Below are 24568 nucleotides of genomic sequence, written 5' to 3'. Positions count from 1 at the left end.
GCGCTCGGTGACGATCCAGCGCTCCGGCACCACGATGGACCGAGAGGACGGCGTCCGGAGCGCAGATCAGGTGCGCGACGACAGATTCAACGCGTCGATCTCGAGCGCGATGAGGATCTCGACCCACCGGTCATCGAGGTCCAGACCCATCAGGTCCTTCGCACGCTGCACCCGGGCGGCGACGGTGTTCGGCGCGATGGTCAGATGGGTCGCCACCGCCGAGCGGCTCCGGTTGAAGCGGAGATAGAGCCTGAGGGTCTCCCGGATCTCCTGCCTCCTCGCATCCGTCCCGCGAAGAGGTCCGATCTCGGTCTCGACGAAGCGCTCGGCCGCCTCGGGATCCGAGGCGAGGAGGGCACCGAGACCGTCCGCGTAGGAGCTCCAGAACCCGCCGGATCCGAAGTCCCCCGCCAGTCGACGGAGGTCGCGCGCTGTGCGGACGCTCGTCCGGACGCCGACAGCGCCGGCCCCTGGCGGCCCGACGGCGAGACGGACCCAGCTCGGGCGCGGCACCGTGCGCATGGTCTCGACGACCGTCGGGTCGACGCCGCCGGGGTACCGCCACCACAGGGCCGTGACGTCGCCCAGGCCGATCGCGACGAAGTCGCGGGCGCTCGTCGCGACCGCGAGGTCGACCAGGAGGCGGTGCATCTCGGCCCCTCGATCCGGGACGAACGCCGTGGCGCTGGCCCAGGCGTAGGCGATCACATGGGTTCCCGAGAGCGGGAGCCCGAGCACCGCCTCGGCATCCGCGGGAGGCGCCTCGCCCGCGGCGATCGCCTCGAGCACGGAGCGCCGGAGGATGGCACTCCGGCCGTTCCAGAGGCGGCGCTCGTCGTCGAAGGCGTCGCTGAGATCCCGGATGTAGGCGTTCGCGTAGTCGAACATCCGCGTGTTGAGCATCCTGACGTCAGCGACGAGCCGGCCGCTGGACGCCTCCTCTCCCAGCACCGCGAGGAGCGCGTCGAGGACCCTCGTGTGCGAGGCCCACACCGTCCGCAGCACGGCACCCACGCTGAGTCCCTGCCTCACCGCCGCTCGGGCGTTCACGACAGCACCGGGCGGCGCGGTCACCCTCTCCGGAGGCGTGCTCTCGTGAAGGGCGACCAACGAGGAGAGCAGGCACTCCTCGCAGCCCTGGCGTTCACGCCCCGTGGACATGGTCGAGTCGGCATCGGCGCTGTGCACGTCGGCGACCACCCGGAGGGCGGTCTCGACCGCCCACGCCGCGATCTCAGGACCGAGGATCTCGACGGCCGAGGCCAACTCGGTCGGCGTCGCGGCGGAGTCTCGGAGCAGCTGGTCGGCATCGCCCGTCGGCCGGAGGCCCCGCATCCACGATCCGTCTCCCGGGATGCTCCGGGGGTCGAGTTCAGGTGGGGGAACTGCTCCGTTCACGCGAGAACCCTACCGCGCCTCATGCGTGTCCACGTTCGTGACGTCCACCAGCTGAAGGGCGCTCCCGTGCGGTCGTGTCCCGCGCAGCCGCATCCCCGCCTGCACCGACGACCGACCCGGGGTCGGGGTCGATCCGCATGGCATCGACGAGCCGGGCGTAGAGCGGGCTGGAGCACAGGAGCTCGCATGATCCTGCTCCACGGCATCGGCGGCCCGCTGCTCATCCGGCGCCTGTGTCCGCCGCACCGTCCCTCGGTGCTCCCCCGCGCACGACGGACACAGGTGGCTCATAACCGGCGCACAGCTGCATCAGGACAATCAGGGGAGTGCAGCACCCGCGCGACCTCGCGAGCCCCTCCGTCCCCGCCTTCCAGCACCTCACGACGCTGCTCGGGACGGGGCTCCCCCGGTGGGCCCGGATGCGTCCGGTCACGATCACGATCCTCTCGCTGACCCTGCTGCTCAGCCTGAGCGGCTTCCTCCTCTCCGCCGACCCCTGGGGCTGGGACGTGCTCGACACGGGCGAGGCGAGCGTGTTCGGCAGGCACCAGTGGTGGAGCCCGATCACGTCGACGTTCGTCGCGACCGACTGGCTCTCCCTGATCGCCCTCGTCCCCCTTCTCCTCCTGGTCGTCGGCGAGTCGGAGCGCCTGCTCGGATCCTGGCGCACCGCCGTGGCGTGGGTCGTGGGCGGTGTCGCGTCGACCCTGCTCGGCTTCGCGGCGTCCTGGCTGATCGTGCACTTCCTCGAGTTCATCCCGCTGACTGCACCCGCCGTTGACGCCACCTCGCCGGGGACGGGGATCGTCTGTGTGGCGATGGCGGCGAGCTATCGCACGAACGCGCTCTGGCGACGACGCATCCGCCTCGCGTCGACCCTGTTCACGGTGACGCTGGTGCTGTACTCGGGTGCGCCAGGTGACCTCTTCGCGCTCATCGCCGTCCCGGTGGGGCTTGTCCTCGGCGCCGTCCTCGGCGGTCGCCGAACGCGTTTCCGGGTCGTGAAGAGCTCGCACCACGAGGTGCGGGTCCTCCTGGCGTCCCTGGTCGCCATCAGCGTCGTCGGTCCCGTGGTGGCGGCGTCGATCGGATGGGGCACAGGCCTGTTCTCGATCTATGGATACCTGTCCTACGACTCGGTCTCCACGGCCGACGGGGTGGCTTGCGCCTGGGGATCGGACTCGATCGCAGGATGCCCGGACGGGATCACCGAACTCGACTATCGGCATCCGTGGGCCGGCATGATCGCGATCCTGCCTGTGCTCGTCGGACTCGTGGCGGCCTGGGGGATCCTGAAGGGGAGACGGGCCGCGCTCTGGCTCGGGGTCGCACTGGAGCTGGTCGTGTTCCTGGTGATGCTCCAGGTCACGGCGCTCCTGGACGCCGAGACGCGCGTGACGCTCGCGGAGCAGCTCTCCCTCCAGGACGCGAACACGGTCTTCGTCTGGCAGATCGTCACCAGCTCGGTCGTGTGCACGGCCGCACCCCTGGCGGTCGCGATGCTCCTGGTGTTGATGCGACGGCATGTGCAGGTCGCTGGGACCGGGTCGGCCGTACGGTCCTTCGCCGTGACCGCGGGCGGGTCGGTGGCCGCGGCCGCCGTGATCGCCGTCGTGGGGCAGCTCGCCTTCGCCGACCACTACCGGCCGGCCGTGGATGTCGGCGCGGTGCTCTCGACCCTGCCCTCCCGTCTCATCCCGCCGTCCCTCCTGATCTCCGACTCGCTCGGCTACGTCCCCGCCGACCCGGTCGCCGACGTGTTCTGGTACCTGCCGTCGATCGTGTGCTGGGCGGGCCTGCTGGTCGCCTCGACCCGGCTCGTGCTCAGCCGCGCTGGACGTCACTCCATGGACTCGGCGAGAGCACGTGAGCTGCTCGAGCAGGGCGGGGGCGACACCGTCTCGTTCATGTCGACGTGGCCGCAGACCTCGTACTGGTTCGATCCGTCGGGTCGAGCGGCGGTCGCCTACCGTGTGCAGGGCTTCATCGCCATCACCGTGGGAGGCCCGTTCGGCCCCGGTGCCGATGATCCCGAGGTCGTCGAGAGGTTCGTCCGTCACTGCGGGGACCACGGACTCACCGCCGCTTTCTACAGCGTGACCGACGACGACCGCGCACGGTTCACCCGGCTGGGCTGGCGCAGCATCCAGGTCGCAGAGGAGGCCGTGCTCGATCCGACCGCGTGGACGACCAGCGGCAAGAAGTGGCAGGACATCCGGACCGCCGTCAATCGGGCAGGGAAGGAGGGGCTGCGATCGGAGTGGACACGGTGGCGCGATCTGACGCTGGTCCAGCAGTCGCAGATCGCCGCGCTCTCCGAGGACTGGGTGTCCGAGAAGGACCTCCCGGAGATGGGCTTCACCCTCGGCGGCCTCGACGAACTGCGCGATGACGACGTGCGCCTCCTCCTCGCACTCGACGAGCAGGACCGCGTGCGCGCGGTGACCAGCTGGCTGCCCCGCTTCGAACGAGGACGGGTGATCGGTTACACCCTTGACTTCATGCGCCGAGAGCCGGATGCGGTGAACGGGGTCATGGAGTTCCTGATCGCTTCTGCGGCCGAGTGGATGAAGGCCGACGGGCTCACCTTCCTCAGCCTCTCCGGGGCCCCGCTGGCCCGGACCGGGGCGACGGACGGCGACTCGAGCGAGCCGCTCGACCGCCTCCTCGACGATATGGGCGCTCGCCTCGAGCCGGCGTACGGCTTCCGCTCGCTCCTCGCCTTCAAACGCAAGTTCCAGCCGCGGTTCGTCCCGCTGTGGATGATCTACCCGGATCCGACCGACCTGCCGGCCATCGCGATCGCCCTCACCCGCTGCTACATCCCCGGGCTGACTGTCCGCAGCGCTGCCCGATACATCCGCTCCATGCGGCCCCGGGAGCGGGATTAGGACCTGGTCACGTCAGACGGACGAGGCCGGCCCCGGACGTGGTCGGCGAGGAGCGCGAGCAGCACCGCCGCGCATCCGGCCGCCGCGAGGGTGAGCGCGAGCTCGATCCCCCCGCCGGTGGGATGTCCGTCGGTCGCCATGTGCGCGGCCAGCACAGCGCCCGAGATCGCGCTGCCGAACGATCCGCCCACGGTGCGCAGCACCTGGTTGAAGCTGACCGTGCTGCCGAGCTCCTCGATGGCGACGCTGCGGGCGATCAGGCCCGGCATCGCCGCGTAGGTGCTCCCGATCCCGACACCGAACAGGAACATCCCGACGAGGATCTCCCACAGCTCGTCGTGGGCGATCAGCAGCAGGATCATCGACGCCGTGACGACGGCTGCTCCCAGCGGCAGCAGGGTCGTCATCCGGATGCGCCGGGTGATCACGTGCGTGAGCCGGTTGGCGAGGAAGCTCCCCGCCGAGAGCGGGAACATCACGAAGCCCGCCCAGAAGACCGGGAGGGCGATCCCGTATCCTGTCTCGGCAGGCGCTTGGGCGATGAGACTGCCGATCGAGAGGCCCATGTACATCGCCGTGCCCAGCCCGAATCCCGTCGCGTTGGCCAGCAGCACCTCCGGCTTGCGGAGCACCCGCAGGTTGATGAGCGGATGCGCGACCCGCAGCTCGACGAGGACCCAGACGGTCAGCAGCACGGCGGCGGCCACGAAGCATCCGATCGTCGCCGGCGACCCCCATCCCCAGGTCGGCCCCTCGCTCACGGCGAGCAGCAGCGAGCCGAGTCCGGCGGCGAGCAAAAGCGCACCCGGGACGTCGAACCCGGCGCGTGGCGCTTCGCGGTCCGGACCGCGCGGGACGACGACGAGCACCACGACGATGGCCGTGACCACGAACAGGGCCGCGAACCAGAAGGCCCACTCGTAGTCGGCGACGCCGGCGATGATGCCCGTCAGCGGGTAGCCGATCCCGATGCCCGTGGCCACCGTCACCGACAGGCTCGAGATGCCTCGCGCCGTCTGATCGCGCGGCAGGTACCGCCGCGCCAGGGCGATCGTGACCGGGACGATGCCGTAGGTCAGGCCCTGCAGCGCCCGCCCCACGAGGAACACGGAGAAGTCCGTCGCGGTCGCCGCGATCACCGACCCCGCGAGGATCACCAGCAGCGCCCCCACCAGCAGGGCCTTCTTGTGAGGGCCGTCGCTGAGGCGACCCATCACCGGGGTCGCGACGGCCCCGACGAGGAGGTTGACGGTGAGCATCCACTGCGCGCTGCTGATCGGGACGGCGAGCTCCCGCGAGATGGTGGGAACGAGCAGCATGCCCAGGGAGCTGACGATCGCCGTCGACAGTGCGGCGTAGACGAGCGCCGGCAGCAGGCGCCGCCCGGACTCACTCATCGACGCCCGCCCCCGTGAGCTTCCGGAGCACCGGGACGACCGCCTCGAGGGCGGCTCGATCGGCGTCGTCGAGGCGGTCGCGGAGGGCTCCGTCGAGCCACCGCGTCCCGCGAGCCCGCTCCTCCTGCAGGCGGTTGCGGCCGGCGTCGGTGAGGCTCACCCGCACCCGGCGGCGATCATCCGGGTCGGAGGTCCGCGAGACGAACCCGCGATCCTCGAGCTCCCGCAGCGCTACGGCGGCCGCCTGGGCGCTGACCTGCTCCGCGGCCGCCAGCTCGGACGCCGTGGCCGGCCCCTGCTCATCGAGACGGGAGAGCATCCCGGTCTTGCTGAGCGACAGCGTCCGCTCGAGCGTCAGACGCCGGAGGAGCGGACGCAGGGCGTCGCGGAAGGTCGAGGCGAGCTGATCGTCGTCGGGCACCGAGCAACTCTACAACCTGATTGATCATTTACATTGCATAACTTATTCGAGGTCGTGAAGCGCGTCCGCGCCACAGGAGCCGGACGCGACCGATGCTCTCAGCCGCGCACCGCGGAGCGGCGCGACATCCGGCGGCGAACGCCGACTACAGCTGCACCCGCAGCGAGCACGGCGGACGCGGCCACGAGCAGAGCCCACGGCGCAGGGGCGCCGGTCGCCGCCAAGGCGGCGGTGGAGGCGACGTCGGACGGAGACGGAGACGGTGCGGGGGCGACCGCCAGCTCGGCCAGCAGCGCGGAGGCGTCGATGAGCCCGGAACCCACCACGTCCTCGTCGGCGAAGCCGAACTCGGCGTAGGGGTTCGCCAGGGGCGTCGCCGTCCGTTGAGCCGCCGCGAGGATCTCCTCCGCTCCTGCATCCGGCCGCAGCGACCAGCCGAGCGCGAGGACGGCTGCTGCGTTGGGTGCGGCCGCCGACGTACCGCTGAACCGGTACTGCACCTCGCCGTCGACGACGGAGCGGCTGCCGAAGAACGACGTCCGCGTCCCGTCAACGGCGATCATCTGGGGTGCGTGCACGACGACGGGCTCGGGCAGCCGCGCGGCCGGCTGCTCGTCGTCGCGCGTCGGACCGAAGAGCAGCGTGCCCGGGCCCAGCGAGCTGTAGTCGCGCAGCTGATCGGGAGTCGACCAGCGCGCCGCTCCGATGGTGGCGGACACGGAGCCGTCGGACTGGTGCCCGTACGTCGTCACGCCCACCCGATCGGGTCCGGCGCTGCGGTCGTACTCGACAGCCAGGACCGCCGCGCCCGCGAGCTCGGGCGCGACGGTCACGGCCGGCAGCGACTCGGGGTCGGCCGCGGCCCTGACCACGACGAAGGCGTACTCGCCCTCGTCGACGGGGTCGGGAAGGCTCGCGAGCGTGGCCGCGGTCACTCCGGGTCCTTCAGCCAGCGGCCGGGATGTGGCCAGGAGCTCGGGTGTGTCCGAGTCGAGGGAGTAGAGCTGCAGCACGAGACGCGTCTTCGCGCCGTCCTGGGGCTCTCCCCACTGGATGAGCTCCTTCGGCGACTGCCCCTCCCCGAGGGTCAGCCCGTAGGTCGGATCGGGGGAGGTCCCCGAGGGATCGAAGTCGAGACAGTCCACCACGGTGTCGTCGAGGGTCACCCAGGCCGGGCAGGCCGTCGGGCGATACGACGGGGTCGACCATCCGGAGATCGGACGGCCTTCCGCGGGCGTGCCCGCGGCTCCGACGATGTTCTCGTTGCCCGCGGAGGTGAGGTAGAGCACCCCCTGCGATCTCACCTGCTCGATCGCCGACGACAGCGCGGTCTTCTGGTAGACGAGCTCCCCGGTGGGCGAGACGTCGTCGACGATGATGTCGGCGCCCGCAGCGGCGAGAGCCCGCACCGCGTCCGCCGCCGTGTCGACGTTCGTGCCGTCGCTGGCGAACACCAGCCGAGCACCCGGGGCGATGCCGTGCACCAGCTGAGCCATCGCACGACCCTCATCGGCCCCGCCGTCTGCGCTCTCCTTCAGCACCTCGACCGGCTGCTCGTATCCGCACGGATTCCCCGGGCCGGGAAGCACCCCGGAGGCGACGTCATCCTGCCAGGAGGTCACCCCCTGCGAGACGTCGAACGAGTCGGACATCAGCCCCACGGTGACGCCCGATCCATCGACGCCGAACGCGGCGCGTGCCTCAGCTGAGTGCAGGGGCCCGTCGGCCTCCACCGGTATCGCCCGGCAGTCGGCAGGGGTCGCGGCCGTCGCCGGCTCGGAGACGTCGACTCCGCCCGCGAGGACGAAGGCGCCCGCGGCGAGGACGAGGAGGGACTTGGCGAGGAGTGACGAGCGCACGCGTCGACGCTAGCGACGATCTCGGGCGAGTCGTGAGGGCGGGAGCAGTACTGCTCACCGACGCCGGAGAGCAGTCGTCGCGCGCCGTGTGACAAGTGTGTTTCGTCTTCCCAGTTCTTCTCGACTTGCGATATTGCATAGTCATATCGTGAGACGCATGAGAGCACCCGACTTCACCCTCGCCGCGGGTCCGACGATGGCGTCCGGCCGCACGCTCGACGCGCTCGGGTCCCAGATCGTCTACCACCTCGATCCCGTCTTCCTCGAGACCTTCCGCCGCACGACCGAGAAGGCGGCGGCGTTCTTCCGCACCACGAACGACATGCTGCTGCTCCAGGGCGAGGGCATCCTCGCGCTCGAGGGGGCCGGGCGGTCGTTGGTCACGCCCGGGATGCACGTCCTCAACCTGGTGCAGGGCGTCTACGGCAAGGGCATGGGCTCCTGGCTGACGGCGTGGGGTGCCGTGCTGCACGAGATCGAGGTCGACTACGACGACGCCGTCGACCCGGATGCGGTCGACGCCTACCTCGCCGAGCATCCCGAGATCGAGCTCGTCACCGTGGTGCACTCGGAGACCCCGTCCGGCACCATCTCCGACTGCTCCCGCATCGGACCGATCGCCCACCGGCACGGCGCCCTCACCCTGGTGGATGCGCTCTCCTCGATCGGAGGCGTGCCCTTCGAGGCCGACGAGTGGCAGCTCGACGTCTGCGTCTCGGGCGGCCAGAAGTGCCTCGGCGGCCCGGTCGGAGCGACCATGGTGTCGGTCAGCCCCGCAGCCTGGGAGCGGATGCTCGCCAACCCGCTCGCTCCGCGGTACTCCTACGTGTCGCTCATCGACTGGAAGGAGGGCTGGCTCGAGAACGGCACCTTCCCGTTCACCCCGTCCGTGACCGACGTCGTCGGCCTGGAGGCGGCGCTCGACCAGATGCTCGAAGAGGGCGTCGACGCCTCGATCGCTCGGCACGCGCGGTCGGCCGCGGTGACCCGCGCGGGCGTGCGGGCGATGGGGCTGTCCCTCTGGCCCCGCTCCGAGGCGATCTCGGGCAACCCGATCACGGCCGTGCGGGTCCCCGAGGGCATCGTCCACACCCAGCTCTCGGCGCACATCCGCGAGCGCTACGGCGTGATGCTGTCGACCGGGCAGGGCGCCGGCAACATCATCCACATCGGCCACATGGGCCCGACGGCGACGGGCCTGTACCCGATCGTCGGGCTGACCGCGCTCGGCAGCGGACTGCGCGACCTGGGGGTCGAGGTCGACCTGGGCGCGGGGATCGATGCGGCGATGGCCGAGTACGGCCGGACAGCGGGCTGAGTCATGGCCGACGACGAGCTCGCCTGGCTTCCCGCGACGACGATCGCTCAGCGCGTCCGCGCCGGCGACCTGCGCGTCGCCGACATCGCGGAGGAGTGCCTCGAGCGTGTCGCGCGGCTGAACCCGACGCTCAACGCGCTCGTGCACCACGACCCGGCGCAGGTCCGATCCGGCGCCGCGCGCCTGGATGCTGCGATCGCCCGCGGCGAGGACCCCGGACCCCTCGCCGGGGTGCCGTACTCCCTCAAGGAGAGCACGGCCGCGGCGGGCCTGCCCCACACCGGCGGGATGAAGGCGGCAGAGGGGCATGTCGCCGCGGCCGACGCCGTCGTCACCCGACGTCTCGCGGCCGCCGGCGGGCTCTTCCTCGGCAAGACGAACCTCCCCGAGAACGGCTACAAGGGCGTCACCGACAACCACCTCTACGGCGCGACCCGCAACCCGTGGAACCCCGACTGGTCGCCCGGAGGGTCGACCGGCGGCGGCGCCGCAGGCGTGGCGGCAGGACTGACTGCCCTCGCAGACGGCAGCGACGGGGCCGGGTCCATCCGCATCCCGGCCGCGATGTCGGGGGTCGTCGGGTTCAAGCCGTCCACCGGCCGTATCCCTCAGGAGCTCCTCCCCACCGGGTTCGCGACGTTCCTCAGCCACGGCGTCCTCGCGAGGTCGGTCGCCGACGCCGCGCTCATGGCGAGCGTCGAGTCCGGCCCGGATGCGGTGGACCCGCTCAGCCTGCCGGCGGGAGACGTCGACTGGCTGGCCGCGGTCGACCTCGGAGACGGCGCACCCGATCTGACCGGCTGGCGCATCGCCTGGTCTCCCGACCTGGGCTTCCCGCATCGGACCGACCCCGAGGTCCTCGCCCTCTGCGAGGATGCGGTGCGCCGCTTCGCCGACCTGGGAGCGACGGTCGTCGACGCGACCCCGGCCTGGTCCGGCGTCGAGGAGGCGATGTGGTCGGCGGTCTGGCTCCCGGCGTACGCCGGCGACGCCGACTACTACGACTGGGATGCCCTCGAGGGCCAGGTCGACCCCGAGCTCAAGGAGATCGCGTTCGCGGGCGCCCGCCAGACGGGGGCCGCGATCGCCGCAGGCGAGATCGGACGCACCGCCGTCTACCGGGCGTTCCGCTCGTTCATGGAGGACTACGACGTCCTGGTGAGCCCCACCGTGAGGGTCGCGGGCATCCCCGTCGGGATGTACGGCCCACCCCACCTCGACGGGCTCCCGCTCCGCCAGCGGATGCTCGGCTGGCTGAACACCTACCCCTTCAACATGACGGACACCCCTGCCGCGTCGATCCCCGTCGGGCTCACCGCCGCGGGACTCCCGGTCGGGATCCAGATCGCGGGCGGCCACCTTGCCGATGCCCGAGTCCTCCGCGCCGCGGCCGCCCTGGAGCGCGCCCTCCCCTGGACCGCCCGCCCACCCGTCTCCTGAGGTCGTCTCGTCGTTCGCCAGACCTTCACCGACCTCCCGATCGGTGACCCGTGCGTGAGCCCCGGCGTCGCCGTCGCGATCTTCCAGGACAGCCGCGAGACGGTCGACACGATCGTGACCCACGCGCTCGCCACCGGCGGGACGGAGCCGCGCCCGGCCGCGGACTACGGCTCACCTTCCGCCTCGCGGCGTGAGGACCTCCTCCTCCCCCGGGGTCACCGGTCAAGGCCCAGGTAGCGGGTGAGGGAGATCTCGTAGGTGCGGAACCGGTGCCGGACCCGGACCATCGTGTAGCCGCCGGCGCGGAGCTCCTGCGCGGTCCCGCGGGTGAGGCGGAGGCGCTGCACCGGTTCGTGGTGTCCGCCGACCCCGGCGTAGACGGTGAGGATCCTCGGCGTAGCGGTGCGGCTGCCGAACTTCGCCGCCCCATAGACGGTGCCCAGATCGAGGTTGTCGTCATCGCCCATCGCGGGTTCTCCGTTCTCCGGGGGAAGGGGAAGGCCACCGTTCCGGGTGGGGGGATGGAACGGTGGCCTTCCGTCAGCGTCATGAAGCTCCGGGTGGGGACTCCCGGTCGGGTCATGGCTGTCTCTGATGCTCGCATTCGCGAGTTGCCGGTCGCTGTGGTGGGGCTGGAACTTCACCCCTGATCTAGCTCTGCGGGACGGGTGGGCGGACTCAGTCGCAGGTGATGGTGGTGCCGTCCTGGGTGTAGGTGCCGGGCCCGTTCTGAGCGCACAGGTCCAGGGCGGTGCCGACACGGCCTCCGAAGGTGACGGAGGCGATCACGATGACGGCGATGATCGCTGCAGTGAGAGCGGCCCCCACGATCACACCAACGAGGGCCAGCCCGTTGCGGACGCCGGCCTTCTTGGACTGCACCAGGGCGATGATGGACAGGATCAAGCCGATCACGGGTGTCAGGAAGGCCAGGATCAGCCCGACGATGCCGAGGACTCGGCCGGGGCTGCTGGTCGGGGTGGTCACTGTCATGGGCTGCCCTCTCGTCGGAGTGGTGTTCTGTCGGGTTGCTGCACCGTATCGACCCTTCGAGCTCCGCGATGGGCCCGGATCAACTTTCGGGTGACAGAACCCGAATCTCGTGACGAGTCAGTCGCGCGGGGGTGGCGAGGGCTGGTCGAGGGGGCGGAGGGGTTGCCTGGCGCGGCGGAGAGCGCGGGCGCGCCTGGTCTGATGTCGAGGAGGTGCCCACGCGTCTCGCCACCTTCGCGGATGCGTTGGGTGAGAGCGATCGCGGCGTCCGTGAGCCGCCGGTGGTCTCGCCGGCGCAGCAGGGGTGCGAGGTGGCGCAGGTCGGCCTCAAGCAGCGAGGTGACGTCCAAGCGGCCAGGAGCGCTCATTCGGTCGTGTAGTGGCTGGTCGACGCCGGCCCGGCCAGTCCCGCCCCGGTGTCGATGTAGCGGAGGGTGAGAGTGTTCTGGCCTGGGGTCCCGGCCGCGGTGCCTGACCATGTGCCGCTGGCATCGAGCGGCACGGTCACGGTGACACCGTTCAGGGTGCGCTCGACCAGCGTGCCCGGCTCCCCGGTGATGGTCAGCACGTATCCGTCTGCTGCCACGCTGGACCCGTTTGCGGGGGTCGCGGAGGGGGGCGGGGCGAGGGTGTAGCTGACGGGGATCGACGCCGGCGAGGTGGCGCCGTTCACGGTCTGCCAGGCGCGCAGCATGTGGCTTCCGGGCGTGCCGGTGGGGAGGGTCCAGGTCCAGGAGCCGGTGTCGTCGGCGAGGGTGGAGCCGAGGGTGCCGGCGGTGTCGTCGACGAAGGTGAGGATCGCGCCCGGTTCCGCGGTCCCCATCGCGGTGGGGAGGTAGAGGTTGCGGTCGGTGGTGGAGACGAACATCATCGGAGCCGCAGGCGGTTCCACCGTGGCCGGTGGATCCACCACGATCGGAGGGACCGTGGGCGGATCGACCACGACCGGCAGCGGCGACGGCGACGGCGCCGGGGGATCGACTAGAGGCGGGTCGGATGCCTTATCCGGTTCGCTCGACGGGTCCTGCGGCCGGCTGGGACGCGGCGTCGTCGACGGGTCGCCCGGCAGACTCGATGGTGGTACCTGTGGCGGGATCTGCTCGGTCGACGGCGTCACGAGCGCAGACGCATCGTCGGCGGCGGGCGCAGGAAGCGCGGCAGCTGCCTCGGGCGGGACGTTCGAGGGTCCTGCACCTATAGCTCCGACGGCAGCGACCGTCACGACCGACGCGGCGAGGATCGCGGCGGCCGCCGCACCGGAGAGCACCACGCGAGGGCTGCCGGAGCCCCGACGTGGCCCGACGACGCTGACCCCTGTCGCGGTGGCGGCACCCGCTCCTCCCCCGGCTGTGCTGAGCGCGTAGGCGCCGGCGGGGATGCCGGCGACGACGGGCACCAGAACGAGAGTGAGCTGGCGGGCGAGATCCCGGGCCTCGATCGCGGCGAGACTGCACCGAGGACACTGCTCGAGGTGGTCCTGCAGCGCCGCCTCTTGCAAGGCGGTGAGACCCCGCCGGGTGTGGGCACCGAGCCTGGTCAGGCTCTCCCGGCAGGTGGCATCGGTGGTGGTGGCGAGGTTCGCGGTGACCCAGCTGTCCCGGAACGCCCGCCGCGCGCGCCGGACCATCACGGACACCCCGTTCGAGGAGAGACCGATCAGGGGCGATATCTCGCGGGGTCGCATGGCCTCGACATCGGAGTACCAGAGCACCTCGCGGGTCCGGGCGGGCAGGGCCGCGTAGGCGGCGGCGGTGACTTCGTCCTGCAACCGCGCGAGTGCCTGCTCCTCTGTGCCAGCGGCGGCGGGGGCGGTGTCGTCGAGGGGCAGGTCGGGCAGGTCGGGATCGTGGCGTCCCCAGCTCGTCGCGACGTTCCGGACTGCGGTCAGCAGGTAGGGACGGAACCCCGCGGTGGGGCCTCCGCCGCGCCGCATGGCGGCGAGGATGCGGGTGAACGCCTCCGCGACGACATCGTCGGGGTCGTATCGCGTGAAGGCGCGGGCGACCCGGATCCCCGCCCCATGGTGGCGGGTGTAGAGCGCGGCGTACGCGCGGTCGTCACCCTCTCGGGCGGCAGCGACCAGCGCGTCATCCGACCACCCTGCACGATCTCTCACCATCGCGTGCATCCCCCTGTACTGCCCGTGCGGCCTCGCCCAGTGTCCTGGCGGATGCGACCCCGCGACTGTGGTTTGTCATCTTTCGGGTGACACCCGTGCAGGGGTGCTCTCCGTCAGCACCCGGCGTAGAGCTACGTCGCGGGCGAGGTCGAACTCCCGCGTGAGTTCGCGGACTGCGTGCGGATCGTCTGTGCGGGTGGCGATCAGCACCGCCAGGCGGGTGAGGCGCTCGTGATCGGCGTCGGTGATCCGTCCGTGCAGGCTCCGAAGGTCTGCCCGTTGCCCGGGGCCAAGCCGTGTCATGGCCACCTGATCTCGGCGAGCATCAGATGGCCGATGATGCCTTCCCGGTCGCGGCGGGCGAACAGGGTGAGGTCGAATTCGGCGCAGACACCGTCGCGGCACGCGATCAGCGACCGTCCCTCCTTGGTGGGGACGTACTCGGTGCTTCCTCGTACGAAGACCTCCCGGCGGATCCCGGGTCCGGAGAGGAACGCGGTCCCGTTCACGACGTCTACCCGCGCCACGCGACCCTTGTGGGTCAGCGACGCCGCTGCGGCGCCGGCGAGAGCGATGATCGCGAGGATCGGGCCGGTCCACGCGCCGACGACCAGACCTGCGACCGCGACGGTCATGCCGGTCGCGACGGCAGGAAGATAGCGGCGAGCGGGGTTGGCCCGCCAGGAGACTCGGATCCGCCCCTGGTCGGTGACCTCGTCGGTCCACCATCTGATCTGCGGCACCGCATCCTCCTCACGCGCACGGGCATCTCTCACCCGGAACAGACGCACACGCCCTGGTTCCGTGACAGCCCTGTCACGAAACCGGTCCTGGCGCGTCTGTGTCTGTCGAGGGGAAAGGACCACACCCATGGACTTCAGAGACGACTGCCGGGGAACTCGCTCGATCGACCGTGAGCGGCATGAGGGGGTCACGGCGATGCGCGGCATCCTCATCGGGTTGGGAGCTGCAGCCGTGTTCTGGACGGCCGCGGTGGTGGGCCTCATCGTCCTGCTCTAGACCGGGCGGTCTCAGCCCACCGGCTCCTGCGCCCCGGCGGTTGACCGGTCGCGGAGGGCATTGGCGAGCTGGACGCGGTTATGGACTCCGAGCTTGGTGAAGCTGCGGGATGCGAGGGTCTTGATCGTGTTCACGCTGACCCCGAGCTGCTCGGCGATCGCGTGGTTCGACATACCCACGGCGATGTGGGCAGCTACGGCCTGCTCACGAGGGGTGAGCTCCGCAGTGCCGGGGGCTGCGGTGGTGCTGGTCACGATCTGCTTCCGACGAAGGGATGGAAGGGGTGTGCTGGCTGCCGGGGATGGGGGTTCCGGCAGCCAGCACCGGCGTGCCGTCGGGACGGCTCGCCCTCCCCGGTCTGGTCTCGGGTGGGGTTGAGGCCAGACCGGGGAAGTGTGGGCCGGGAGGGCGAACAAGCCACCAAGGGATGCTCGTTCGCCCTCCCGGGGTCACTCACTCACTCGCCGTCCGGCGCCGGCGCCGGCGCAGGATCAGCACGATCCCGGCTGCGAGCAGCAGCGCGGCGGTGAGTCCGATGCCACCTGCGGCCAGGCCGGTGGAGGCCAGGTTGCTCGACGTCGGTACGGCCGGTGCCGGCGGAGCGGGGGGCGCCCAGGTGGGCACCTTCACGCTGGACGTGTCGGTCACCTTGCCTCCTGTGGGGGGCGTGCCGGTGACGGAGGCGTGGTTGTCCAGGTCTTCGGTGGTGTCGGCGGCGGTGAGGACGTAGGTGCCGGTGAAGACGACCTGCTGTCCGGGGGTAAGGGTGCCGGTGAACCCGGTAGGCGCGGTCGGGCCGGTGGTCAGCTTCAGCGCGGTGCCGGTGGCGTTGGTGAACGAGTCCTCGGTGAGGGTCACGTCGCGCAGCGTCACGTTGCCGGTGTTGCGGATGGTGAACGTGAAGTCCACCGTCTCCCCCGCGGCGAAGCCGATCCCGTTGGCGGGAGCGTTGGAGACGCCCTTGACCAGGCTGATGCCCGGGGCGGGGGTCCCGGTGCTGATCTGCACGGGGCTGTCATCGGTCACCGTCTGGCGGGCCGGGGAGAGCCCGGTGACGCTGGCGGCGTTGCTGATGCTGCCTCCGGCGTCGACGTCGTCCTGGGTGATGACGTAGGTGGCCGTGTAGACCGCCACGCCGCCGGGGGCGAGGTCGCCGTCGAACGGGTTGGGGTTGCTGGCCGTGATCGGGGTGGTCAGGGTCAGCGGGGTCCCGGCGCCGTTGGTGAACGAGTCCTCCTGCAGGGTCACCGCGGTGAGCGGGGTGGGTCCGGTGTTGGTGACGGTGAAGGTGTAGGTCACCGTCTCCCCCACCGTGTAGGTGTCACCGGTGGCCGGGGCCGAAGCGGACTTGACCAGCTCGATCGAGGGCCGGGCAAGGCCCGCGTCCTGGTCGAGGTTGTCGCTGTCCACGCCGAGGGTGATGGTCGGCGCGGTCTGGGTGGCCAGACCGATCGGCGGGCGGGAGTCGTCGGATCCGGTGCCGGTGGCCTGGCGGGTGAACTCCAGACCGTTCGGGGCGATGAATCCGACGGTGTAGCTGCCTGCCCGGAGGTTGGTGAACCGGTAGGAGCCGTCGGCGGCGGTGGTGGTGGTCAGCGACACGGCGGTGCCGTTGTCCTCGGTGCCGGTGAGGGTGACGGTCACGTCACCGACGCCCGGCTCGGAAGGGTCCTGGATGCCGTCGTAGTTGCTATCCAGCCACACCCGGTCACCGATCGTGGACGCGATGACGTCCACCCGCACGGGCGCGGTCTCGGTGATCGGGTTCGAAAGTCCCGTCACGCGGGCCCCGGCGACGGTGTTGATGTAGTGGTCTCCCTCGCTGTTGCCGGTGGCGGTGAAGTTCAGGATCACCCCTCCCACAGCACCGTCCGGGATCCCGGCGACCGTGATGCGGACGCCGGTGGTGTTCGGCGGGCAGACCGGCGACCAGGTGTTGGTGTTCGCGGCCGGGTCGCCGTTGATGCTGCGGTGCGGGTCGGTGGTGCACTCCACGACGGCGTTGGCCGGCACGTTGGACGCTCCCGCGAACGCGACGGCACCGGTGTAGGAGGTGCCTCGGCTGTCGCCGTTGTAGGGCAGCTCATCGATCAGCTGCGCCTGCTGCACAGCCTGGCCGGTGTTGTTGCGGTAGGACACCGTGTACCGGAACGAGTCCCGCACCTGCACCAGCGGTGTGTCGGTCGACTTCGCGATCGAGAACTGGGCCACGTTGCGGATGACGATGTCGTACGCCGCGGTGCGCCGTCCGAGATCGTCGGGCTGGACCCCGTCGAAGGAGACCACGGCTGTGTTGGGCGCGTGGGTGCCGTCCGCGGTGGTGCCGAGGGTGCCGACCTGGTAGGTGATCGGGTCGATCACCTGGTTCGGGGTGCGGGTGCCCAGGTTGATCGTGAGCGTCGATCCCGTCTCACCAGCATCACCCGTGCAGGGGATCCCGTCCGCGCCGTCGTTGCCCGGTGCGACCATCACCGGCACAGAAGAGGAGCCCGCGACGTACTGCAGGCAGGACGGCAGCTGATCAGTGACGGTTGCGTTCGTGACAGGTGCTGGTGTCTGCGCACCGGAGGTCAATGCAGGGTTCAGCTGGTAGGTCACCGGGCTGCCGGCCAGCACCGAGTTGGTGGCGGGGGCGGTGCTCTTCGTGATCGTCGCGATCGCAGGAGTGAGGATGACCCGATCGCCGAGGCCGCCGGAGTTCGACTCCTTGCTGTAGCTGGACTGGCTCCAGCCGCCGCCGAAGTTGGTCATGGCCCAGTCGCCGATGATGGTGCCGGACGGGTTGGGCATGGCCACGAACTTCACCCGGAACAGGTCCTGCTCGTTCGGAGTCAGCGTCCAGTTGGCCTTGAATCGGATCGCGTTGACGACGCTGGGGCCGCCGGCGGCCGCGATGCTCGAGTACCAGGTGCCGGATCCACAATCCGCGGCGCGACGCTCATCCTCGGAGGTCAACGGCAGTGCAGCGAACTCGACGGTGTAGTCCGTTCCCGCGGTCTGCAGCTCGGTCGCGTTGCGCAGCACATCCCCGGCAGCGGTGATCTGCTGGGTGGAGGGGTCCCACACGTCGCAGACGCCCTGGTTCGTGAAGTCTGAGACACCGAAGTTGGCCATGACAAGCTGGCTCTGGTAGTTGGTTCCCGCGTCCACGACGCCGTTGCCGGCGTGTGGTCCGGAGGGGTTTCCGGCGTATCCGGTGGCGTCGGCGTTGAGCAAGTACTTGTCGGCGCCGCCCTGGTTGGCAATGACGGTGGTGGAGTGGCAGTTGTTGTTGGCGCGGGTGGAGTTGTCGCCGACGAACGGGCAAGCAGGCTCGGTCGGGTCACCGCCGGGCTCGTAGCCGGTACCGAAGTTGGACTGACCCGAGATCGAGACCGGGTCGAAACCACGGAACTGGTTCGTCGTGTTCAGCGAACCCCCGGCAGCGACGATGTCATCGACTGGCACGAAGAGGAAGAACACGCCGGTAGCAACCCAGTTGGTTCCGGACGCGATGGGCGAGCCGGCCGCGGTGGCCGTAGGCAGTGTGTTCGCTGACCAGTCGGGGTTCGTCAGCGTGATCGTGATCGGGGTTCCCGGACCGCCCGGCTGGGAGCAGGACTGGTTCCCAGTGTTGATGACGGAGTTGTTCGCATTCGACGTGCTGGTGATGCCAATCACGCTGTACGGCAGCGGGTAGCCCTCAAGCGTGGCGCTCACGGGAGGGCAGTCCTGCAGCTGCGCGTGGGGGCTGACACCGGAGACGTCGTCGATGAACGTGACGGGTCCAGCGATGTTCTCGCTTCCCTTCAACGACGAGGGCGCCGTTACACCCCACGAGTAGGCGATGTAGCGGCCCCACACGCCGTCCCTCTGCAGGGCACCGGAGAAGGAGTAGATGTTCTTCTTCAGGTCGAAGTTCGGGGCGGCCACGATCGTGGTCGTCGCCGTGCCGGAGGGGGCGCTGTCGGCGGTCAGGTCGGTGACGATCTGGGTGCCGTTGGGGTTGGTGCCGTCGACCGTGACGCTGATCGGGATGGCGCCGGTGGAGTTCGCGGGCAGGGAGCGCTGACAGGTGATCGTCTTCCCGTCTGCGGAGATGGAGCCGCCGTTCGGGCCGGTACACAGGGCCAGGTTGGACTGGTCGAACGTGACGCCCGAGGCGGGTGCGGTGATGGTCTGCACGAAGGTGACATCGGTGGCAGTGGCGTCGGTGTTGTACTGCCAGCCGTAGCCGATGGTGTCGTGGGTGCGGACGACCCCGTTGTTCGGTCCGTCATCGAGGCTGTCGTAGGGGCCGGTGCCGTCGGTGACGACGGTCAGCTGCGCGTTCTGCAGCGCGGCGTGCGCGGCAGTGCCGCCCACGAGGATGGTCGAGATCGCGAGCAGCGGTGTGAGCACCGCGGCGACGATCGTGGCCAAGCGGCGTGGCCTGGCGCTGGTGGACGGCTGTGTCACGAGTGTTCCCTGTTTCCCCTCGGGTCGCCGCAGCGCACGGGTCGGCGGCACGGCCCTGCACACGGCAGGTGAGCACAAGCTACGAATCCGCCGGAAACGGGGATAGAGAAGATCAACCTTCGGGTGACAAAGCCGCGTAGTCGGCTGCGTTCTTGTCACCCGAGGGTGGATCCGGGCCTTGAGCGCGGGTGGTGTCCCCTACGGTCGGGGTGCGGCAGTTCTCTGCCTCGGGTCGGCGCCCACTCGTGGGGTGCCCGTCTGGGAGCTTGTCCGACCGACGTGCGTCCGCGCCGGTGACGAGCTCCCGGACTCTGCCCACCTCCACTCACCGGCACCATTCACGGGTCGGTGTGGGCGGAGTGTCACGTTTCTGAGAAGCGTGCGTCTGGGTCCTGGTGACAGCCCTCACCAGTCAGGACCCGCCATGACCCCGAACTCTGCCGTACGGATCGTCGTCGTCGACGACGACCCTCTTGCTCGCCGAGCGGTGACGGACCTTCTCGCGTTCAGCGACCAGGTCCACGTCATCGCCGAAGCTCACAACGCCGCGACTGCCGTCGACGCGGTCCGTCTGCACCGCCCGGACGTGCTCATCATCGACCTCACCCTGCGGGGACCACACGGTCTCCGCGCCGCGGTCGACGCACGGCAGCTGCACCCCGGGCTGCGGGTGATCCTGCTCACGTCCGATGCGCCAGCGGACTTCGCCGACCGGGCACGTGCGCTCGGCGTCTCGGTCATCCTGGACAAGGCCGACGTCGTCGATGGGCTGCTGCCTGCCGTGACCGGCGCCGCCCCACCGACCCGGATCAGGCTCGTCCTGTCCGAACGGGAACAGGCCGTCGCAGAGCTGATCGTGGCAGGCCTGAGCAACGCGGAGATCGGTGCACGGCTTGGGCTGAGCCTGAACTCGGTGAAGACCTACACGTCCCGGCTCTACCGCAAGATCGGGGTCAGCAACCGGGTGCAGCTCACCCGCCTCTGGCGGCCCTGACCGGCTCAGGTGCGCGTGGAGGGGATGTCGTAGAAGCCCGCCGCGTCCAACGCAGCCAGAGCCTCGGCGCGGCCGGAGACACCGAGCTTGGCGTAAAGGTTCCGCAGGTGCACCTTCACCGTGTTCAGAGACACCCCGAGCTGTGCGGCCAACTCGGCGTTCGTGACCTTGCCGGAGAGAGACCGGGCGAGGACCTCTTCCCTGCCGGTGAGCGCGGGGAGCGCCGGCCGGACATGGGCCTGGCCGGGCACCGCGGTCACGCGCGCGGCGAGATCGGCGATCGCGGGGCGCATCGCCTCCGGCGCGGCGCTGGCAAACCGCCTCAGCAGGGCGATGGTCTCCGGCTTGGGGACGGTCAGCAGGGGCGTGTAGGAGCCCGACTCGTGGAGGAGGTGGAACGCTTCCGCGAACTCCTCGTCGGCGGCGTCGTGAGCGCCGAGACGTTCGGAGGCGACCGCGCGACGCAGAAGCAGGGGTGGGATGGTGCGCAGGCAGTGTCGGCTGCCCATCTTCACGCACTCGTCGGTCACTCGGAGGGCATCGCGGTCGCGGCCCAGCTGCAGGAACGCGGCCGAGCGCTGCATGTTGAAGCACAGCGAGTGCCCGATGGGGGACGGCTCGTCCTGCAGGAGCGAGAGTGTCTGGCCGGCGTCGCCGCGGAGCAGGAGCAGGTCGGCGCGGATGCCGAGGGTGAAGCCGCGGATCATCGCCAGCATCTCCTCCTGACCGGTTCCCTGCAGCACCCTCCTCGTCAACGCGAGAGCTTCTCCGAGCTCGCCCCGACACAGGTGCGCCATCGCCAGCGTCGCGGTCGCCGTGGAGGTCCAGATCGGTGAGCCGTTCCCGAGCTGTCGGAACGCGTTCGACAGACGGGTGAGCTCGCCGGCGTCCAGGGCGGCCGACGCGATCAGCACCTGGGCGAGCATGAGCGGGAAGTCCGCGTGCGAGGGCGCCCATCCCCGCTCCTCCCGGAGCTCTTCGGCGGCCACGACAGCGACGATCGCGGCCGCGTACTCGCCGTTCAGGGCTCGCCCTACCGCGAGCAGACCGGATGCCCGGTAGCGGATGGCCGGGTCGAGGTCGTCGGAGCGGAGGGCGAGCTTCGCGTATCGGGTGGTCTCGATCGTCGCCCCGGCGGTGGCGTAGGCCTCCGCGACCGCGAGGAGCAGAAGTCCCGCACCGGCTCGAGCGGTGTCGATCACGCCCGTGGCCGACACCCGCTGGATCTCCTTTGATCCCAGCTCGACCGCCGCGTCGACGCGACCGGTGGCGGTCCGGGCCGCGACCATGACCGCGCTGGCGACGAGCCGGACGTCGGCGGGCAGAGAGGCCAGCAGCTCGGGCGAGAGTCCTGCGTAGCGTTCCCACTCGGGTTGCGGGAGGGGGTCGCCCCCGGGCAGAACGGACCCCATCACCACCTCGAATCTGAGGCCAGAAGATGACATGGACGAATGCTAGACCGCGGACGGCCCTCCGACGTTCCGGGCGCGAACGGCGGAGCTCATGGTATGCGCGAGCTGGACTCGGTTGGTGACCTGCAGCTTGGTGTAGATCCGCGACGCGTAGGTCTTCACGGAGTTGATGCTCAGACCCAGGGTCAGGCCGATGTCGGCGTTGGTGCGGCCTGCGATGAGCAATTGCGCGACCTGCTGCTCACGCACTGACAGCATCGCCAGCTCGCTGCGCCTGGAGGTCGGCGCGGACTCCCCCGTGAGCAGGGGCAACAGGTCGTCGATGACGGTCGACTTGTCCAGCACGGTCTCCGCTCCTGCGAGTCGGGCGGCCTGGACCACCCTCGAGTCGAGAGTACGGGTCATCAGGATCACTCGGGTGTTCGCGCGGATACGGCGCACCGCGGTCGTGGCCGCGATCCCGTTCAGCCCCTTCATCCACACATCCGCCACCACCGCGTCCACCCGGTACAGGCGCGCAGCATGGATCACCGCCTCCCCGTCCTGGCACTCGGCGAGGACGTGGATTCGATCCGACGCCTGCAGGTGATCGGCGACGACCTTCCGCACCAGCGGGTCGTCATCTGCGACCACGACCCCCATCTGCTCCCGCATCCGCTGTCTCCTCGTGTTCCCCGTCCACGGCTCCGTTGCCGCTACAGCGAGAGTGCGTGGGCGAGAGTGCAGTGACGGCCCGGAGGGATGAAGTTAACCCCGTGCCTAACACCCCTCTTGACAGCGGTGGCGCAACTCAGCGCTTGGCGAGTGCGGCGTCGAGCTCCTGGGCCGCGGCGCGGACGGCGTCGGCGATCTCCTCGCGGTGCTCCTCCGAGAGGCGGTAGCCCGGTGCCACGACGGTGATCGCGCCGACCAGCGCGCCCTTCGCGTGCACGCCCGCGGCGCTCGCCCACACGCCCTGGTCGACCTCTCCGGCGCTCTCGGCGTAGCCGTCGGCGCGGATCTGCTGGAGGTCCTCCTCGAGGCGCTGACGTGCCGCCTTCGTCATCGTCGATCCGACCCGGGTGAGGTACTGGTTCAGCTTCGCCGGGGAGAGGGCGCTGAGCAGGATCTTCGCCGCCGCCCCGCCGTGCAGAGGCATGAGGTTGCCGGGCTGGAACGAGATCGAGATGGGATGGTCGGACTCGGCGATCGCGAGGCAGACCGCGGAGTCGTTGACGCGCCGGAGGTAGAGCGCGGTCTCGCCGGTGCGCTGCGTGAGCCTGTCGAGCACGGGCTGGGCCTGCGCGCGGTAGTCGAACGTGGCCTCCGCCGCCCGGGCGAGCTTGAGCACCTGCGGGGAGAGCACGAAGCGGCCCTTCTCGCGCTCCTCGATGAGGTCCATCTCGCGCAGCAGCGAGATGTAGCGGTAGGCGCTCGGCACGGAGATGTCGTGGTCCTCGAGGAGGTTGTCGACCGTCAGCTCAGGGGTGTTCTCGGTGAACTGCAGCAGGATCTGGAGCGCGCGCCGGGCGCTGTCGACGCCCTTGGTCCGCTGCGGCGCCTGCGAGGCCTGCGTCACCGCTCCGTCTCCGTCGGATGAGGGAGAGCCTTCCGAGGATCGTGTCCTCCGCCTCGTGGGCGTCTGTGCGTCATCCATGATGAATTCTCCGTCGATCTTAGCCTCGGCTGACCACCATGATGTCGTCGTGTCAGAGACGCTGCGCGCTCAGCGCGCCGAGCGCAGCCTCCAGTCCGGCACCGATGTCCACTGTCACACCGAGGTCGGCGAGCGAGCGCCCGAGAGCGGCCAGTCCGACGATCGAATGGAGTCCCCCCGCGGTCGGCCCCATGTGCGAGAGGCGGATGAGGTTCCCCGCCCCCTGACCGTGCGACAGCATCACACCGTACACCTCTCTCGCGTGATCGCGCACGAGGGCGTTGTCGATGTGGTCGGGCAACCGGATGGAGGTCACGCACGCCGACGCGATCCCCTCCCGGACGGCCCACAGCTCGAGCCCCATGGCGCGGGCGCCCGTGCGGGTGACGTGCGCGGCGGCCTCGTGCCGGGCGACGACGGCATCGACGCCCTCCTCGAGCGCCTGGTCGAGCGCCGCCTCCAGCCCGTTGACGTCGCTGACGGAGGGTGTGTACGGGAAGCGGCCCTCGCCGAGCCACTTCTCCTTCCAGTCGATAAGTGACAGGTACGAGTCGCGCGGCGCGGCCGGATTGGCGTAGATCGCCTCCCACGCCCGCTCGCTGACGGAGACGAGCGCGATGCCGGGAGGGCCCCCGAGGCACTTCTGGGCCCCGGCGACGCAGAGGTCGAGACCCCACTCGTCGGTCTCCCACGGCATCCCGAGCACGCCCGACACGGTGTCGACGTAGGTGAGGATGCCGCGATCGCGGCACATCGGACCGATGCGCGAGACGTCGGTGACGGTGCCGGACGGCGTCTCCGATGCGACCAGGCACACCATCCGGATCTCCGGGTGCTCGTCGAGGTACGCCTCCACCTGCTCGGGAGTCACCGCGTCGTCGTACCCGACCTCGATCTCGTGGAGCTCGGCGCCGAAGTCCGCGATCCAGTAGCCCGTGCCCTTGCCGAAGACGCCCTGCACGAGGTTGAGCACGGGCATCCCCGGGGTGATGAGCGAGCGCAGCGCGCCCTCCAGCCCGACGATCGCCTCGCCCTGCATGAGGAGGATGTCGTTCGAGGTCTTGAGGATCTGCGCCACCTTGTCCTGGGTGCGGGTGAACGTCGCCCGGAACTCGGGGTCGTAGTGGTACAGGATCGGCTTGCCGAGCCCGGCCAGGGTGCGCGCGGTGACGGTGACCGGCCCTGCCGAGAGGGTGAAGTCTGGTGCAGCCATGGTGTCGCCTCTCGTGTCGG

Annotated in this window: 19 protein-coding genes; 5 read left to right on the top strand and 14 right to left on the bottom strand. The window is 70.3% G+C overall.

The window, feature by feature from the left end; translation table 11 throughout:
• Window positions 1-66: 66 nt before the first annotated feature.
• On the bottom strand, window positions 67-1335 hold the full coding sequence (locus IEX69_RS14355; RefSeq protein ID WP_085018046.1) for a PucR family transcriptional regulator: 1269 nt from the start codon (window positions 1333-1335) through the stop codon (window positions 67-69).
• 389 nt (window positions 1336-1724) lie between these two features.
• Between IEX69_RS14355 and IEX69_RS14350 the strand changes: the two genes are divergently transcribed.
• Window positions 1725-4289 (top strand): bifunctional lysylphosphatidylglycerol flippase/synthetase MprF, encoded by a 2565-nt coding sequence (locus IEX69_RS14350; RefSeq protein ID WP_085018044.1) that lies wholly within the window; start codon window positions 1725-1727, stop codon window positions 4287-4289.
• Here IEX69_RS14350 and IEX69_RS14345 read toward each other — a convergent pair.
• The 3 genes from IEX69_RS14345 to IEX69_RS14335 form a co-directional block, all read right to left on the bottom strand.
• The gene (locus tag IEX69_RS14345) at window positions 4286-5686 is read right to left on the bottom strand and encodes an MFS transporter (RefSeq protein WP_085018043.1); all 1401 of its coding nucleotides are present in this window, start codon (window positions 5684-5686) and stop codon (window positions 4286-4288) included. The two genes, IEX69_RS14350 and IEX69_RS14345, sit on opposite strands and share 4 nt — an antisense overlap.
• The gene (locus tag IEX69_RS14340; protein ID WP_217348659.1) at window positions 5679-6107 is read right to left on the bottom strand and encodes a MarR family winged helix-turn-helix transcriptional regulator; all 429 of its coding nucleotides are present in this window, start codon (window positions 6105-6107) and stop codon (window positions 5679-5681) included. Before IEX69_RS14340 ends, IEX69_RS14345 begins: the two co-directional genes overlap by 8 nt.
• A gap of 98 nt (window positions 6108-6205) precedes the next feature.
• A complete protein-coding gene (locus tag IEX69_RS14335; protein WP_085018041.1) occupies window positions 6206-7966 on the bottom strand; it encodes a S8 family serine peptidase in 1761 nt (586 codons plus the stop codon).
• Window positions 7967-8123: 157 nt separating this feature from the next.
• Here IEX69_RS14335 and IEX69_RS14330 point away from each other — a divergent pair, with 157 nt between their 5' ends.
• Both IEX69_RS14330 and IEX69_RS14325 read left to right on the top strand, forming a co-directional pair.
• Window positions 8124-9284 (top strand): pyridoxal-phosphate-dependent aminotransferase family protein, encoded by a 1161-nt coding sequence (locus IEX69_RS14330; protein ID WP_085018039.1) that lies wholly within the window; start codon window positions 8124-8126, stop codon window positions 9282-9284.
• A 3-nt stretch (window positions 9285-9287) separates the two neighbouring features.
• On the top strand, window positions 9288-10724 hold the full coding sequence (locus tag IEX69_RS14325; protein WP_085018037.1) for an amidase: 1437 nt from the start codon (window positions 9288-9290) through the stop codon (window positions 10722-10724).
• Between the two features lie 215 nt (window positions 10725-10939).
• Here the strand turns inward: IEX69_RS14325 and IEX69_RS14320 are convergent, their stop codons facing one another.
• From IEX69_RS14320 to IEX69_RS14305, 4 genes are all read right to left on the bottom strand, one after another.
• On the bottom strand, window positions 10940-11191 hold the full coding sequence (locus IEX69_RS14320) for a hypothetical protein (protein WP_085018033.1): 252 nt from the start codon (window positions 11189-11191) through the stop codon (window positions 10940-10942).
• A gap of 211 nt (window positions 11192-11402) precedes the next feature.
• On the bottom strand, window positions 11403-11717 hold the full coding sequence (locus IEX69_RS14315; protein WP_085018031.1) for a DUF4190 domain-containing protein: 315 nt from the start codon (window positions 11715-11717) through the stop codon (window positions 11403-11405).
• A 364-nt stretch (window positions 11718-12081) separates the two neighbouring features.
• Window positions 12082-13836 carry a sigma-70 family RNA polymerase sigma factor gene (locus tag IEX69_RS14310; RefSeq protein ID WP_174604382.1) on the bottom strand — a complete coding sequence of 585 codons (1755 nt, stop codon included), beginning with the start codon at window positions 13834-13836 and terminating at the stop codon, window positions 12082-12084.
• A gap of 299 nt (window positions 13837-14135) precedes the next feature.
• Window positions 14136-14579 (bottom strand): hypothetical protein, encoded by a 444-nt coding sequence (locus IEX69_RS14305; protein ID WP_085018027.1) that lies wholly within the window; start codon window positions 14577-14579, stop codon window positions 14136-14138.
• A 127-nt stretch (window positions 14580-14706) separates the two neighbouring features.
• Between IEX69_RS14305 and IEX69_RS14300 the strand changes: the two genes are divergently transcribed.
• Window positions 14707-14856: a hypothetical protein gene (locus IEX69_RS14300; RefSeq protein ID WP_157127068.1), complete on the top strand. Its 150-nt coding sequence runs from the start codon at window positions 14707-14709 to the stop codon at window positions 14854-14856.
• An 11-nt stretch (window positions 14857-14867) separates the two neighbouring features.
• On the opposite strand, the gene IEX69_RS14295 is transcribed toward IEX69_RS14300, so the two are convergent.
• The gene (locus tag IEX69_RS14295) at window positions 14868-15110 is read right to left on the bottom strand and encodes a response regulator transcription factor (protein ID WP_174604381.1); all 243 of its coding nucleotides are present in this window, start codon (window positions 15108-15110) and stop codon (window positions 14868-14870) included.
• 199 nt (window positions 15111-15309) lie between these two features.
• Window positions 15310-19257, bottom strand: coding sequence for a CLIPPER-2 domain-containing protein (locus tag IEX69_RS14290; protein WP_085018024.1), 3948 nt, complete (start codon window positions 19255-19257; stop codon window positions 15310-15312).
• Between the two features lie 460 nt (window positions 19258-19717).
• Here IEX69_RS14290 and IEX69_RS14285 point away from each other — a divergent pair, with 460 nt between their 5' ends.
• On the top strand, window positions 19718-20287 hold the full coding sequence (locus IEX69_RS14285) for a response regulator transcription factor (RefSeq protein WP_085018022.1): 570 nt from the start codon (window positions 19718-19720) through the stop codon (window positions 20285-20287).
• A gap of 5 nt (window positions 20288-20292) precedes the next feature.
• Here the strand turns inward: IEX69_RS14285 and IEX69_RS14280 are convergent, their stop codons facing one another.
• The 4 genes from IEX69_RS14280 to IEX69_RS14265 form a co-directional block, all read right to left on the bottom strand.
• A complete protein-coding gene (locus IEX69_RS14280; RefSeq protein WP_157127067.1) occupies window positions 20293-21732 on the bottom strand; it encodes a helix-turn-helix transcriptional regulator in 1440 nt (479 codons plus the stop codon).
• A gap of 9 nt (window positions 21733-21741) precedes the next feature.
• The gene (locus IEX69_RS14275; RefSeq protein WP_085018018.1) at window positions 21742-22353 is read right to left on the bottom strand and encodes a response regulator transcription factor; all 612 of its coding nucleotides are present in this window, start codon (window positions 22351-22353) and stop codon (window positions 21742-21744) included.
• A gap of 136 nt (window positions 22354-22489) precedes the next feature.
• On the bottom strand, window positions 22490-23257 hold the full coding sequence (locus IEX69_RS14270; protein ID WP_174604380.1) for an IclR family transcriptional regulator: 768 nt from the start codon (window positions 23255-23257) through the stop codon (window positions 22490-22492).
• Between the two features lie 130 nt (window positions 23258-23387).
• Complete coding sequence (locus IEX69_RS14265; RefSeq protein ID WP_085018015.1) at window positions 23388-24548, bottom strand: pyridoxal-phosphate-dependent aminotransferase family protein; 1161 nt, start codon at window positions 24546-24548, stop codon at window positions 23388-23390.
• Between the last annotated feature and the right edge of the window lie 20 nt (window positions 24549-24568).

Origin of the sequence: Cnuibacter physcomitrellae, assembly GCF_014640535.1 — a bacterium.
Classification (GTDB): domain Bacteria; phylum Actinomycetota; class Actinomycetes; order Actinomycetales; family Microbacteriaceae; genus Cnuibacter; species Cnuibacter physcomitrellae.
This window is presented reverse-complemented; position numbering and strand designations above follow the sequence as displayed.

Coding starts and splice junctions, on each gene's coding strand:
- IEX69_RS14280 (WP_157127067.1), bottom strand. CDS start 21,732: ATGTCATCTTCTGGCCTCAGATTCGAGGTGGTGATGGGGTCCGTTCTG.
- IEX69_RS14300 (WP_157127068.1), top strand. CDS start 14,707: ATGGACTTCAGAGACGACTGCCGGGGAACTCGCTCGATCGACCGTGAG.
- IEX69_RS14325 (WP_085018037.1), top strand. CDS start 9,288: ATGGCCGACGACGAGCTCGCCTGGCTTCCCGCGACGACGATCGCTCAG.
- IEX69_RS14315 (WP_085018031.1), bottom strand. CDS start 11,717: ATGACAGTGACCACCCCGACCAGCAGCCCCGGCCGAGTCCTCGGCATC.
- IEX69_RS14345 (WP_085018043.1), bottom strand. CDS start 5,686: ATGAGTGAGTCCGGGCGGCGCCTGCTGCCGGCGCTCGTCTACGCCGCA.
- IEX69_RS14330 (WP_085018039.1), top strand. CDS start 8,124: ATGAGAGCACCCGACTTCACCCTCGCCGCGGGTCCGACGATGGCGTCC.
- IEX69_RS14275 (WP_085018018.1), bottom strand. CDS start 22,353: ATGCGGGAGCAGATGGGGGTCGTGGTCGCAGATGACGACCCGCTGGTG.
- IEX69_RS14310 (WP_174604382.1), bottom strand. CDS start 13,836: ATGGTGAGAGATCGTGCAGGGTGGTCGGATGACGCGCTGGTCGCTGCC.
- IEX69_RS14320 (WP_085018033.1), bottom strand. CDS start 11,191: ATGGGCGATGACGACAACCTCGATCTGGGCACCGTCTATGGGGCGGCG.
- IEX69_RS14355 (WP_085018046.1), bottom strand. CDS start 1,335: ATGCGGGGCCTCCGGCCGACGGGCGATGCCGACCAGCTGCTCCGAGAC.
- IEX69_RS14265 (WP_085018015.1), bottom strand. CDS start 24,548: ATGGCTGCACCAGACTTCACCCTCTCGGCAGGGCCGGTCACCGTCACC.
- IEX69_RS14285 (WP_085018022.1), top strand. CDS start 19,718: ATGACCCCGAACTCTGCCGTACGGATCGTCGTCGTCGACGACGACCCT.